The sequence below is a fragment of the Vibrio sp. dhg genome (assembly GCF_003443775.1).
GTDB lineage: Bacteria > Pseudomonadota > Gammaproteobacteria > Enterobacterales > Vibrionaceae > Vibrio > Vibrio natriegens.
Genome location: NZ_CP028943.1, coordinates 116692 through 130577 on the forward strand (window position 1 = coordinate 116692; position 13886 = coordinate 130577).

Genomic DNA, 13886 nt, shown 5'->3' on the forward strand with positions numbered 1-13886 from the left:
TATGTTAACCATGGAGCTGTGTTTTTGTACAGGAAAAAATAAGAGGAGCGACCAGGAACTAGGATCCTAGTCTCGCTATTATTTCTGCTGCATCTCTTTCCACCACGCCTCGTCGGCGATGATTTGACCCTCATCGTCGAGTGGCGGATAAGCGAGACCTTTACGTTTCGCAACTTTAGCCAGAACCGGGTGACCTCGCTCAAACAGAATTCGGTTAATCGTCTCTTTCGGCAGAGCGCTTTCTTCACGCTCGTACATACCAGCGGCTTCACGTTGACGCTGAGCTTCATACAAAATCACCGCACTTGCGACAGAAACATTGAGAGACTGCACCATGCCAATCATCGGGATGATGATGTCTTGATCAGCGAGCTGTTTGGCTTGTTCTGAAGCGCCTGTTTTCTCACTGCCTAAAATGATGGCGGTTGGTTTAGTGTAGTCGATGTCTCGAAAGTCGACAGCTGTTTCCGATAGGTTAGTCACCAGCACCTGCATGCCTTGCGCTTTTAATTCGGTCACTGCGTCTTCGATAGAATCGTGAGTGTCCACTTCTACCCAGTTGCGTGCGCCCGCTGATGTGTGGCTCAGGGTACGCATTTTATTTGGCCAAATGGCGTGGACTTTGTGTAAGCCAGTTGCATCGGCAGTGCGGATAACCGCTGAGACGTTATTCGGCTTGTGAACTTCTTCAAGGCATAACGTTAGGTCGGTCTGGCGTGCTTTCAGGACTTGGTGGATACGGTGGTAGCGTTCTAGGTTCATAGTAAATAAATAGGGATATAAAAAATCGCCACCTAGCGGAGTAGGTGGCGATGATTGTTATTATCTTCTTCTGCGTCGGACTCGAGTCGCGTGTGGCATCGCTTTGATTTTTCTCATGATGCCAGCAAGGTGAACACGATCTTTGGTGGTCAGCAGTACGGTGACGGTATACAGGCGACCATCACGTTCTTCCGTTGACAAGCCATGGATATTCGAGCCTGTTTTCGAAATTACGTTGGTTAGCTCAGCGAGCGCACCCTGATGGTTGAGCATGTCGACTTTAAGTTCAGCGATGAACTCTTTATCGTAATCGTCAGACCAGGCAACTGCCATGTAGCGATCCGGTTCTTTCTGGTAACCACGTACGTTTGGACAGGTTTCGCGGTGAACAACTAATCCACGGCCCGGTGATACGTGAGCAATAATGTGATCATCCGGAATTGGGTGACAACAGTTTGCAAACGTCAGCAGTAAACCTTCCGCGCCACGAATTGGCAGCTTCTTCTTCGAATCGCCAGGAATCGAACTGGTTGTGGTCAGCTCTTCGGTATCACCTAGCAGACGACGCGCAATGACGATACTCATTAACTCACCCAAACCAATTGCAGCCAACAAGTCATCGGTACTTTCCAAACGAAGGTCAGTCAGGACTTCCTGGACGTTATCTGGGTAAATGGAGTCGATAGAGTGGCGACCAAGTGCGTGATTCAGCAAGCGGCGACCGAGTGTGATTGATTCTTCACGACGCATGGTTTTCAGTACTTGGCGAATCTTGGTTCGAGCACGTGAAGTCACGACATAGTTCAGCCATGCAGCGTTTGGACGGGCACCTGGTGCGCTGATGATCTCGACCGTTTGACCGTTTTTCAGTGCCTTACTCAGTGGGTAAGGGTTACGATCAACACGAGCACCAACACAAGAGTTGCCGACATCAGTATGCACCGCGTAGGCGAAGTCAACCGCTGTCGCGCCAAGTGGTAATTCGACGATACGACCTTTTGGTGTGAAGACGTAAATTTCGTCTGGGAACAGATCCGATTTTACGTTTTCAATGAATTCGAACGAGTTACCCGCGCTTTGTTGCAGTTCAAGCAGGCTTTGCATCCAGCGTTGAGCTTTCACTTGCGCTGTCGTGCCAGAGGTATCGCCTTTGTCTTTGTAAGACCAATGCGCAGCAACACCTTTATCCGCCATTTGATCCATATCTTCAGTACGGATCTGTACTTCTACCGGAACACCATGAGGGCCGACCATCGAAGTATGCAGCGATTGGTAGCCGTTGGCTTTTGGAACCGCAATGTAATCTTTCATGCGGCCTGGGCGTGGCTTGTATAAGCTGTGCACCTGGCCCAGAACGCGATAACACGTATCTGCAGTATCAACAACCACTCGGAATGCATAGATGTCCATGATGGTGTGGAAGCGCTGTTCTTTGGTTTTCATCTTGTTATAGATAGAGAACAGATTCTTCTCACGTCCAACAACGCGTGAACTCAGACCGACATCTTGCAGGCGGCCTTCGATCTCGCTGTGGATACGTTGGATCATCTCTTTACGATTACCACGTGCCGTTTTCACGACTTCTTTTAGAACGCGATAACGGTTTGGGTAAAGCGCTTCAAAGCCCAACTCTTCCAGCTCGGTTTTAATATTGTGAATACCAAGACGGTGGGCGAGTGGCGCATAAATCTCTAGAGTTTCACGAGCGATACGGCGTTTTTTGTCTGGTCGAAGTGCGCCAAGCGTACGCATGTTGTGCGTTCGGTCAGCCAGTTTGATCAGAATTACGCGGATGTCTTGCACCATAGCCAGAACCATCTTACGAAAGTTCTCAGCCTGAGCCTCTTTCCTGTCACGGAATTTGAGTTTGTCCAGTTTAGATACACCATCAACCAGCTCAGCTACAGTATTACCGAATTGCTCTTCGAGATCTTCTTTACTGACATCACAATCTTCAATGACGTCATGCAATAGAGCAGCTTGGAGGGTTTCGATATCCAGACGCATTTCTGCCAGGATTCGAGACACAGCGACAGGGTGGATGATGTATGGTTCACCGCTAGAACGGGTTTGCCCTTCATGGGCATCTCGCGCTACCACATAAGATTGACGCAGAGCCTCAATCTGAGGCTCTGTTAGGTATTCTTGGGCAACGTCTTTGAGGCTATCGAATAGATACAAATTATAGGCCCGGGAGGTTGTTGAATTCTCGAGTCAGAATTAACGGTTGTGAGCGATGCTGCTTACTGCCGCTAGCTCTGCCGCTTCTTGCTCTTGTTGTTCTTGACGTTCACGAGCGTCCAGAACTTCTTTCGTGATTAAACCTTCTTCGATTTCGCGAAGTGCGATAACCGTTGGCTTATCGTTCTCTTCTGGCACTAGTGCATCTTTACCGCCAGTTTGCATTTGACGAGCGCGGCGAGCCGCAATCAGTACTAGGTCGAAACGGTTGCCAACTTTTTCAACAGCGTCTTGAACAGTTACGCGTGCCATGAGGACTCCAAATAGTTAACTAAAATATTAGAATGACGAGAAAGTATACAGTCTAACTGCTTTATTTACTAGCGATTAGACGTGCCACTGTAAGCGGGCTTTCTCCGGTGTTTTATTGTCTGCTCTTTGCTACGGAAAATTAAGAGCAAAGAAGCAAGAATTCTTTATGTTTTACAGCGTGACTTTATATTGAAGTTACTCTGCTAACAACGCGTCAAGCATACCTTTATATTTAGCAGCTTGCTTTTCTTCCTTCAATCTTTCAGCTCGAAGAATCGCTTTAAAGTCCATCAGCGCTGTATCGAAATCGTCGTTTACAATCACGTAATCGTACTCGTTGTAATGCGAGATTTCTGACTTGGCTTCTGCCATGCGCTTGGCAATGACTTCATCGCTGTCTTGGCCGCGAGTGTTCAGGCGACGCTCTAGCTCACCATTTGATGGTGGCAGAATGAAGATGCTTTTTGCTTCAGGCATTTGCTCACGAATTTGTCGTGCACCTTGCCAGTCGATATCCAAAAATACGTCGATACCTTTGTTTAGCGTTTCTTCAATCCAGACGCGGGAAGTGCCATAGTAGTTACCGAATACTTCGGCGTATTCCAAAAAGTCACCTTTCGCAATAAGAGCTTCAAACTCTTCTTTTGCTACGAAGTGGTAGTGGATACCGTTTTCTTCACCAGGGCGCATGTCGCGAGTGGTGTGAGACACAGACACTTTCATTGCGTATGTCGGATTGCGCTCCAACATTGCTGAGATCAAGCTAGATTTACCTGCGCCGCTAGGTGCAGATACGATATAGAGAGTACCTTTGCCCATTGTACTGTTCCACTATTGATTGGATTGATTGAGTGCCGACGGAAAGTCGCGACAGTCTTATAACGATAGCACTGGCGTTGTTGAATTAACCACCAAAGGGATGGATATTGGTGATAATCCCGCCAGAAAAATGGAGGCGAAGAGTATCATGATCTCTATATTGTTGCCAGTTGATCTTTCTATCTGTACTCACTGTTAATAAAAGAGCAATTTATGCTGATGTGACTTATTCGGACTCGGTTTCTAAATAGACGGAAAAAAGGGGAAGCTTTCACTTCCCCAGGCGTGCGACTGACTCACACTTAATTTTTAAGTTTATTGACTTGTCTGAGCTTAGCCCTGGCTTTCTAAGAAAGTGATCCAAGGGTTCGCAACGGCTTTCAAGTCAGGAGACTGAGCGGCACTTTGCATTGCTTTAAGAGCACTGTCTGGCTGGTTCAGCTCAAAATATGCCATGCCACGAATGTAGGCTAATTCGCCTTTTTGATCGCGCTTGGCATCAGGAGCGGCGTTTTGAGTAAACTTCGTCGCTTCTGAATATTGCTTGTCTAAAATCATCAAACGAGCGATTTTGATTTGAGTTTTCGCCTTTGGAGCCAAGTTATAAGCTTGTTGGTAGACGTCGATTGCTCGTCCAAGCTCCTGTGCTTGCTGCCAGAATGCCCCCTGCTTTTCTAGATTCTCCGCGTTACGCTCTACATGACCTTCGTCAAAGGCCGTTTGAAGCGTTTTTGCTGCTCGGAATGGTACGCCTTGATAAGCCTGGAAGTTCACTAAGCGCAGGTACTCTTTTTCATCTTCCAGAAGACCTAGTTTATAGGCCATCTCCAGAGTAGAAAGGGCATTACGCTCTTGGTTTAACTCCATGTAGATACCAGACAATTGCGTCCAGTAACGCTTATTTTTCGGGTACTTGGTCGTTAAAATCTTCAGAACACCGGCCACGCTCTTGAACTGTTTGAGTTCATAATGCGCAGACATCAGCAGCTGGTACCAGGATTCGCTAGGGTCTTTACTCATTGCAATGGCCTGTTTAGTCGGCGGAATCGCATTTTTGTAATCTTCTAGCTGAATATAAGCACTCGCCAGCGTGATGTAGGCATGAGCTTGCGGTTTTTCTTCCGTTGTCTCGGCAATTTTGAACCACTCTTTCATAGTAGAGACGGACTTTTTAAACTGACCTTCAGCAAGATAAAGCTGAGCCACGCTGTAGCGAACCTGTTGAGCAACAGGGACAGGCAGCGCGTTCAAACTCAATGCATCAGCAAAGTATTTGACCGCTTTGGGATAGTTATCTTGCAACGAGTACAAGAAGCCCATTTGTTGCAATAACACGGCGCGGTCGTATTCACGTTTGCTGCTACTTAACGCTGAGTTCAGTTTCGAAATCGCTTCCGAATACTTTTCCGTTGCGATCAGTTCCTGAACTTTATTGACGGTTCTGAATGTTCTGTCAGACAACTCAGGAGTGCTGGAGAAAGCAGGCGCGCCGTACGCACCTGCAATGAACACCAGAGAAGCCAACAATTTTGTGTATGATTTCATGATTGCGACTCCTTAGTTGGTAGAGAACTCGATTTCTTGAGAAAGGCGAGAACTTACAGCTTTACCATCAACCATCTTAGGTTTGAAGGTCCATTTAGCTACGGTTGTTTTCGCTGCTTTACCCAAGCCTAACTTACGTGGTGTTTCTTTTAAGACTTTTACATCTTCGACGCCACCGCGCTCGTTAACGGTAAACTCTACAAGTACGATACCTTTCTCAAGTCCCGAGCGTGCCGCTTTACGAGGCATCTGCGGTTGGAACGTGGCCAGAGGAACCGGGCCTCCGCCGCCAATGACCTGAGCACCACCACCTTGTGTGTAGTGACCCAGTACTGAACCACCCGTTACGTTAACTGGAAGGTCTAGATTAGGCATGTTCATTGGAACTTGATCCATCACCGGTTTCACGGTCGACGTCACCTTCATTTCTGGTGGTGGCGGCGGACGCTTAGGTGGTGGTGGTTTCGGGAGTTCGCGTTTTTTCTCCTGTACTTTTTCGTCTGGTTTAATGCGAATGAAATCGACCATACGCTGATCATCATTCGACACTAGCTCGTGGCGCTCTTTGTTTACCAGCTTGTCCATCCCCCAGAACAATCCGAGGGAGACAATGAGCGCCAGTGCAATTGAGGCCAGATACCGCATAAGCTTAATCCTTACCGGTTGCGGCAATGGAGATGCTTTCTACACCTGCCATCTTGATCTGGTCCATAACCTTCACGACTACGCCTGCGTTGGCTTCTGTATCCGCCTGGATAACAACTGCACCATCAGGGCTTTCTGCGCGAAGACGCTCGATGTTGGCGCGAACGGCGTCGACTTCAATGCGTCGTTTATCAACCCAAACGTCACCCGCTGCACCAACGGCAACCATGATGTTACCTTTCTTCACGGTTTGTGCTGAGCTTGCCGTTGGGCGGTTTACTTCAATACCAGCTTCTTTAACGAACGATGTTGTTACGATAAAGAAGATCAACATGATGAATACGATGTCGAGCATCGGTGTCATATCGATAGCGGTTTCATCACTGCTATCACTGCTATAGCGTCTTTTCATGACCTATACCTCTAATTCCATTTACTCAGGCAATATGCTTAAGCTTATCTTCCAGCTTTTGCGTTGTGACTTTGGCTAAATGATCAAGACGTGAACTAAAGAACAGTCCTGACAGAGAAGCCACCATCCCGGCTAACGTTGGGATTGTTGCCTTTGAGATCCCCGAGGCCATTGCTCGAGGGCTTCCTGTTCCTGTAACCGCTAAGATGTCGAATACCTGGATCATGCCGACAACCGTGCCGAGCAGACCGAGTAGGGGACAAAGCGCAATCAATACTTTCACGATTGGCAGACCCTTTTTATTCTCAATATCCTGACGAGAAACGATTTCTTGTCGGATCATCTTTGCGTTCCAGCTTTGATGTTCTGAACGCTCACTCCAAAGAGTCACGGCTTTTTTCGCGGCTCTCGGAGCGACGGCGGCAAAGTAGAACCAGCGTTCTAGCAGCACTGCCCACAACATGAAGCTGAGGATGAAGATGGCGACGAGTACATCGCCACCCATTCCCAAGAAGCGCCTAATTGATTCAAGTTCTCCAACTAACCACCACATAACGCCTCCTTAGCTTTCGGCTTTATGTAGTTTTTCCTGATAGCGAGCGATGAAACCTGCACTCTGTTCTTCAAGAGTTTGAACCAAACGACGACCTTTACTGTGTACGATGGTGTAAAGGAACAGTAGAGGAATTGCGACAACCAGACCTAGCATGGTGGTTACCAATGCTTCAGAAATACCGCCAGCCATTAGTTTCGGATCGCCGGTACCAAATAGCGTGATTGCCTGGAAGGTACCGATCATACCCATTACTGTACCCAATAGACCTAGTAGCGGTGCAACAGAGGCAAACAGTTTGATTGAGCTAACAAAGCGTTCGATGCTTGGCGCATTGCGTAGGATGATTTCGTCCAGTTTCGCTTCAAGATCTTCAAGGTTGTCGCCTTTGTGCTCTTGGTAAGCTTGGATAACTTCACCTAGTGGGTTACCAGGGATAACCGTGTCAGATTTCGCCTGTTTACGCATCTTGCCACCGATAACCTGAAGGCGTAGGAAGCAGAACAGTGCAATGATGACACCGACAGCACCCATAGCCAGGATGACGTAACCAACGATACCACCTTGGTCAATACGTTCCTGAACGGTCGGGCTCTGTACCAATAGCGATAGGATTACGCCACGAGACGGGTCAAGGAACAGCGGCTCGTATGTGCCTTCTGCTGATTCGAAACCAGCAACTTGGCTTGTGATGTTCTTGCTTGGCTGACGTGATAGTTCTTCGAACTTGCCAGTTTGAGGTACGTAAATGACGTATTTGCCATCTGCAATTGCGTTGAACTCACCTACTAGTGTTACGTCGCGAACCGCTTCTTTACCTTCACCGTAAACAACGGTTGCTTGTGTTGTTGATGTATCACCAGATACGACAACTTGTTGAAGAATGGTGTGCCAGAATGCTTCTAGCTCTTGAGTTGACGGTAGCTCTTTACTTTCTGCCAGTTTCGTCAGCAGTGCATCACGCTCTGGGAACTGAACGGCATTTTGCGAAGCGGCAAACAGACCTTTAAATTCGCCTGCGTATTGACGAACTACACCAAACATTTCACCCAAGGTACCTGAACGAACACGCAGTGTTTCGGTTAGTTCAGTCAGTTGTTTGTCGTTTTCGTCGAACGTTGCTTTTAGCTGATCACCCAGTGCTTGTTGTGAGGCAAGCTCATCGCGCGCTTGTTGTAGCAACACGGCTTGTTGATCACGATCGCGCTTGAAGATTGCTTCGCGTTCTTTGTTTTCTTTCGATTCAACAATACTTTCTGATTTTACGTTTTTCAGTAGTTCAGACAGTGTTTGTGGGGTTTCTGCTTGAACGCCAGAAACCATAAATAAGCTAGCTAATAGGCCAGCGGCTAGAGTTTTGAATCCTTTCATCTCTTATTCCTCCCCAGCAAATACAGGCAGTTTGATCAGCGATGGTGGCGCTTGCTTCTTAGCGATGCGCAGACCTTGCTGTACAGCAATACGGTAGCTTTCAGGTAATGTTTCCCATTGACGAGTTTGTTGGTTCCACATACCCGTTTCACCGCCGTCTGGAGATTGGAATAGAAGTGCCGTACGACCAATGCGCAAGAAGTCGTAAGTCACAACTTCGCCGCCACGGTCCAGGCTAGCTTTGTAAGATTCGATAGAGCGCGAGAAGCCTTCTTCGATTTGGTAAGCTTCCATTACTTTACGGAATTTCTCTGAAGTCGTTACGTCTGCACGGTCCATCAGGCGACGTAATTCTTGAACGCGTTTGTTACGTTCTTCTTTTTGGAACGGCAAGTCGAGCGTCACGAATTCGTCTAGTGCATCGATCATTTTTAGTGTTAGAGGGACAACTTCGGTTGCCGTTTGATCGATTTGAGCAATCTGATTGTTTAATGAATCCAACTCACCTTGTTGAGATTGAACCATACGGTTAATTTGGTCATTGTAGACTTTCATGCTGTCGATTTGACGAAGTAAGCCTTTGTATTCAGCCAACATGCCTTCAGTGCTTTCAGCGTAGTTGTCGATTTTTTCTTGTGAAGCCTGTGAAGACTTAGTGGTTTGTGCTTGATTAGAGACTACGGTTCCTGAGTCAGCAGCCATTGCTGCACCACTTACCGACAGGATCGCGGCAGTCAACGCACTTACGCCAAATTCCTTTAACGTCATAGTAGCATCCTTGTTAGTGTATAAAGTCAGTCGAATAGGGCGCAGGAAATCCTCCTGCGCCAAAGGTCTTAATTAAAAGTTTTGAGAGTATTTCAAGAAGTAAACGCGGCCTTGAATGCTGTATAGGTCTGACTCATAAGTCACGCCATCAGCTTCAAATGCTGGATCTTCGTCAGTCAGGTTACGTACACCTGCTGTGAATTTTGCATCCCATGGAGCCAGGTAGTTGTACGCCACGTTCCACGTTGTTTGTGAAGAGATGTGGCCAATTTTCTTGTAGTTGTCATCAACATCTTGCGCCTGGTCTGCGATGTGATCTGCAGATAGGTAGATGTCGTGATCTTCAAGGAAGCTCACACCAACACCAGAGTTGAAGCGGTACTCAGGCAAGCCGTTGCGGCCTACTTGGTTGTTTGTTGGACCGCCAACGTATTCAGGTGTGCTGTAGTCAAGTACGTAGCTACCCATAAAGTCGTAACGAACAGTTGCGTAATCGAAGTCGTAACGGTAGCCCAGTTTCAGGTCGATACCAGAAGTGTCTAGTGTACCTAGGTTCTGAAGGCCCGCTGTTGCTTCTACGATACGACCATTTGCATCACGGATGATGTTCGGGTTAGAAACGCCAGAGCTACGCTCTTCGTCGATCATGCTTTGCAGAGTATTCAGTGTGATCATGTCATCAATGCTGATGTTGTAGTAATCCACTGTTACGTCTAGATCTTCGATTGGTGAGTAGCTCACACCAAAGTTAAACGATACTGATGTTTCTGCTTCCAGATCTTCGTTGGCAGTACGAGTCACATCGTATTGAGTTTCTGGACAGTCTGCATATGCAATGCCATTCGCTGAACAGTAGCTGTAGTCTTTTGCGAAGTCTGACGAGTAGCTGTCAGCCGCGTAAAGGTCAGATAGTGTTGGAGCACGGAAACCCATGCCAGCGCCAGCGCGGAACATCAGGTTATCAAGAGGCTGGTAACGGAATGATACTTTTGGCGAGATTTCATCACCGAAGTCACTGTAGTGGTCGTAACGAGCTGCGATGTTCATTTCTAGCTCATCAGTGAATGCGATCAAAGATTCCGCGTAGAATGCGTAAGTTTCGCGATCACCTGCAGCAGAGTTACCCGCACTACCGATGATGTTACCCGCTTCACTTTGTGGATCGTAGATGTCTGAGTAATCGTAAGTTGTGAACTCGGCACCAAGGTACAGTGGAATCGTTACGTCACCCACTTGCGCAAGGTCAAACTGAAGACCGCCAGAGAATTGGTGCATTTCCATTTCTGTTTCACGGCCAGTACCTGCAGAAAGCTGATCTGTCGCGTCTGCGCTGAACTCACCGTTTACAAATTGGCCTGACTCAGCCAGTTGTGATGCTGCTGAACCGAAGACATAACCAGTACCTGTTTCGCTACCGTTGGAGTAGTTCATATGGTAGCCAGCTTCCCAAATCACGTCACCGAATGTGTCAGTGTAAAGCGTGCCATCTAAACCTGCTTTGAAGTCAGCCTGGAAGTCTTTAACGGTATTATCACGTGTTCCCACGTTGTTGAAACGGTAGTAGACGGCTGCTGGACCTTTCGTTGGATCAAGACCATTTTCAGTGAAGAAATCAGCACCGCCACTAGTAGTAGGATCAACGGTAAAGTAGCCTGCAGCAGGTGCAAAACGGCCAAAACTTTCGTTACGGTTCAACAGTAGCTGTGAGTTAAACGTAGTGTCGTCAGTCAGGAAGATATTACCGTTAACAAATACAGTGTTACGCTCTAGAGAGGCAGTTTGAGCCGCTTCGCCAGTGTAGTCGTAACCACAGATGTCACCCAGGCCCGGGTAGTTTGTTAGGCCAACAAACCCTTTTGATGTACAAGATGCATCAGTGTTGTAACCGTTAAGCGCTTTCAACTCGCCGTCATGGTACACGTTACGTCCGTAAATACTTACGCCAGACATATCGAAGTAGTTCGCTGCGTCAGTATTCGTTGAGCTTAGGTAATCGCGATCGCGTTGGTAGATTTCATCTTTGCTGTCATGCTCAAACGAGAACATGATGTTACCTTTCTCGCCGCTGGTACCCATCACAAGCGCAACGTTTCCTTCATCACCGCCTTCCTGGCTAGGGATGCCTGAACCAACCGTTACGTTAATGCCATCAAACTCTTCTTTCAGGATGATGTTAACTACACCAGCAACCGCATCAGAACCGTATACCGCAGAGCCACCGTCGGCCATTACTTCAACACGCTCAACAATCGCAGATGGAATCGCGTTGATGTTCGCTGCGCCGCCACCCATGGTTGCAGAACCAGGAAGACGTTTACCGTTAACAAGAACCAAAGTACGTGAAGCGCCTAAACCACGCAGAGACATGGTTGCCTGGCTTTGCCATGAGCTACCAGAGCTTTCACTGTAAGAACCAAATGAGTTGAATGAAGATTTACGTAGAACGTCTGCAATCGATACGTCACCAGCACGTTCGATCTCCGCACGACCGATCACTGCTATCGGAGTGCTTCCTTCCATTGATGCGCGCGTAAGGCGCGAACCAGTAACTTTCATTTTTTGAAGTTTTTCAACTTGCTGCTCTTCTGCCTGAGCTGCTACAGGTGCGAAAGCCGTCGCCGTACCCAAAGCAAGGCTGATCGCAACAGATAAAGCTGTTGTGTTTTTATACATCCTTGTTGCTCCAATTTATTATTATTTCCTGTGTCTGGTCGTAAACGACCAAATGTGACGTTAATGTTTCGTTAACGTGCGGCCAATGTATAACCGAGGTCAAAAAAGGAAGTCAAACCAGTAGTAAACTAGGATGGTCAAATGTAAAAAAGATGTAAAAATCTGAAGAGATTATGAATTGCAGAATAATTAACCAAGTAATTATAAAAAAATGACATTAAACCTCGATAAAACACCGTGTTTTGTCTTTCTTGTAAACTTTAATGGGTTATGTTGTGTATGGTTTTTAAGCGGGTAATTGAATCTGAAAAAAAGTATTTTTCCAGTGAATAATTCTGACATGGGTTTTATATGTAAAGCTAATCAAGTTAGCTCTAGCACGTAGGGTGGTATCAAAATATGATACCCGTTGCTACCAAAGGGCTCACTCGTGATTTCGAGTCAATATGCTTGGTTGGTATTTGTCTTATTATTCTTAATTTTTGCATTTTTATGTAGGGTTTTGGCTCTAATTTAGTCAGATTGATATTCTGTATGAATTATTTTTGTGGTTTTTTATCATTTTTTACCAAAATATTGCGTTTTTTTTGATAGTGGACGAAGTGCGTCATGTTTTGTTTTTAAACACTTGAAGCCAATGTGGATTCAAGCTAAATATGACGCTGACATTATTGCAGTGATAAAAAACAAGTTATTGACCCACATGGAACGTGCTTCAGTGATTTGAATTTCTGCAAGATAGATATGCACCATTTGGGGCCGGTATTTTTTCTGTTACGCCGGTCTAAATTGGACAGTAGACAAGGAGCAAGTTGTATATGCTGTCGTACTTTTTACGCCGTTTAGCGTTAGTGATTCCGACGTTTCTCGGAATTACCATTCTTATTTTCGCCATTACTCGTTTTGTACCAGGTGGTCCTGTTGAGCGTATGTTGTCTCAAATGCAATCACAGGGAGATGGCGCCGCCTCTATGACGTCTGCAGGTGGTAACACCGCGCTTTCTGACGATCAAATTGCAGAGTTAAATGCTTTCTATGGTTTGGACAAGCCAGTGATGGAAGCGTACGTCGAGTGGTTAAGCCGTTTGGTCACGTTAGATCTTGGCGAATCAACCCGTTACTACGAGCCAGTATCAGAGATGATTGCAGAACGCCTGCCTGTTTCTCTGTTTTACGGAGGGATGACGTTCTTTATCAGTTACTTCATCTCCATTCCTCTCGGTTATTACAAGGCGCTCAAGCATGGCTCCGTGTTTGATTCCTCTTCCTCGATATTGATATTTGTTGGCTATGCCTTACCTGGGTATGTGGTGGGCGTGCTTCTCATTACCTTGTTCAGTTATCACCTCGAGTGGTTCCCTATGGGAGGCTTTGTTGGCGATGACTTCGATGACTATGAAACCTTCTTTGAGCGAGCCAAGGACATCATGTGGCATGCCGTGTTGCCATTGATTTGTTATCTGATTGGTGACTTTGCCACGCTGACAATGACGATGAAAAACAACCTGATGGAAAACCTGTCATCAGATTACATTCGTACTGCAATCGCAAAAGGTTTGCCGTTCAAGAAAGCTGTTCGCCGACATGCTTTGCGTAACAGTTTAATTCCGATTGCGAGCCATTTCGGTAACTCTTTACTTTTCTTTATGACGGGCGCATTCCTGATCGAGGTTATCTTTAACATTGATGGTATTGGCCTGCTGGGCTACGAGTCCATTATGGAGCGTGATTATCCTGTAGTTATGGGCATTGTTGCCATCAACGCGATCTTGTTGTTGATCGGTAACATCATTTCAGATGTCTGTGTTGCTTTAGTCGACCCTCGTGTGAAGTTTGGAGCGTAAG

General features: G+C 46.7%; 12 protein-coding genes. 1 reads left to right on the forward strand and 11 read right to left on the reverse strand.

Annotated elements, in window-relative coordinates:
* Positions 1-78: 78 nt before the first annotated feature.
* The 11 genes from trmH to DBX26_RS00595 all read right to left on the reverse strand — a co-directional run bounded on the left by trmH (position 79) and on the right by DBX26_RS00595 (position 12041).
* The gene (gene trmH, locus DBX26_RS00545) at positions 79-762 is read right to left on the reverse strand and encodes a tRNA (guanosine(18)-2'-O)-methyltransferase TrmH (RefSeq protein WP_020335705.1); all 684 of its coding nucleotides are present in this window, start codon (positions 760-762) and stop codon (positions 79-81) included.
* 60 nt (positions 763-822) lie between these two features.
* Entirely contained in the window at positions 823-2943 is a 2121-nt protein-coding gene (gene spoT / locus DBX26_RS00550; RefSeq protein WP_014230559.1) for a bifunctional GTP diphosphokinase/guanosine-3',5'-bis pyrophosphate 3'-pyrophosphohydrolase, read from the reverse strand.
* Between the two features lie 39 nt (positions 2944-2982).
* Complete coding sequence (rpoZ, locus tag DBX26_RS00555; RefSeq protein WP_005379346.1) at positions 2983-3255, reverse strand: DNA-directed RNA polymerase subunit omega; 273 nt, start codon at positions 3253-3255, stop codon at positions 2983-2985.
* Between the two features lie 195 nt (positions 3256-3450).
* Complete coding sequence (gmk, locus tag DBX26_RS00560) at positions 3451-4074, reverse strand: guanylate kinase (RefSeq protein ID WP_014230561.1); 624 nt, start codon at positions 4072-4074, stop codon at positions 3451-3453.
* A 333-nt stretch (positions 4075-4407) separates the two neighbouring features.
* Positions 4408-5619, reverse strand: coding sequence for a lipopolysaccharide assembly protein LapB (locus DBX26_RS00565; RefSeq protein ID WP_014230562.1), 1212 nt, complete (start codon positions 5617-5619; stop codon positions 4408-4410).
* 12 nt (positions 5620-5631) lie between these two features.
* Positions 5632-6264, reverse strand: coding sequence for an energy transducer TonB (locus DBX26_RS00570; RefSeq protein ID WP_014230563.1), 633 nt, complete (start codon positions 6262-6264; stop codon positions 5632-5634).
* Positions 6265-6268: 4 nt separating this feature from the next.
* Positions 6269-6676, reverse strand: coding sequence for a biopolymer transporter ExbD (locus DBX26_RS00575; RefSeq protein WP_014230564.1), 408 nt, complete (start codon positions 6674-6676; stop codon positions 6269-6271).
* 25 nt (positions 6677-6701) lie between these two features.
* Complete coding sequence (locus DBX26_RS00580) at positions 6702-7229, reverse strand: MotA/TolQ/ExbB proton channel family protein (protein ID WP_005458945.1); 528 nt, start codon at positions 7227-7229, stop codon at positions 6702-6704.
* Between the two features lie 9 nt (positions 7230-7238).
* Positions 7239-8600 carry a MotA/TolQ/ExbB proton channel family protein gene (locus DBX26_RS00585; protein WP_020335707.1) on the reverse strand — a complete coding sequence of 454 codons (1362 nt, stop codon included), beginning with the start codon at positions 8598-8600 and terminating at the stop codon, positions 7239-7241.
* 3 nt (positions 8601-8603) lie between these two features.
* Positions 8604-9368 carry a DUF3450 domain-containing protein gene (locus tag DBX26_RS00590; protein WP_118117437.1) on the reverse strand — a complete coding sequence of 255 codons (765 nt, stop codon included), beginning with the start codon at positions 9366-9368 and terminating at the stop codon, positions 8604-8606.
* A gap of 72 nt (positions 9369-9440) precedes the next feature.
* The gene (locus DBX26_RS00595; RefSeq protein WP_118117439.1) at positions 9441-12041 is read right to left on the reverse strand and encodes a TonB-dependent siderophore receptor; all 2601 of its coding nucleotides are present in this window, start codon (positions 12039-12041) and stop codon (positions 9441-9443) included.
* Positions 12042-12859: 818 nt separating this feature from the next.
* On the opposite strand from DBX26_RS00595, the gene DBX26_RS00600 reads away from it, so the two are divergent.
* A complete protein-coding gene (locus tag DBX26_RS00600) occupies positions 12860-13885 on the forward strand; it encodes an ABC transporter permease subunit (RefSeq protein ID WP_014230569.1) in 1026 nt (341 codons plus the stop codon).
* The last annotated feature ends 1 nt before the right edge of the window (position 13886 follow it).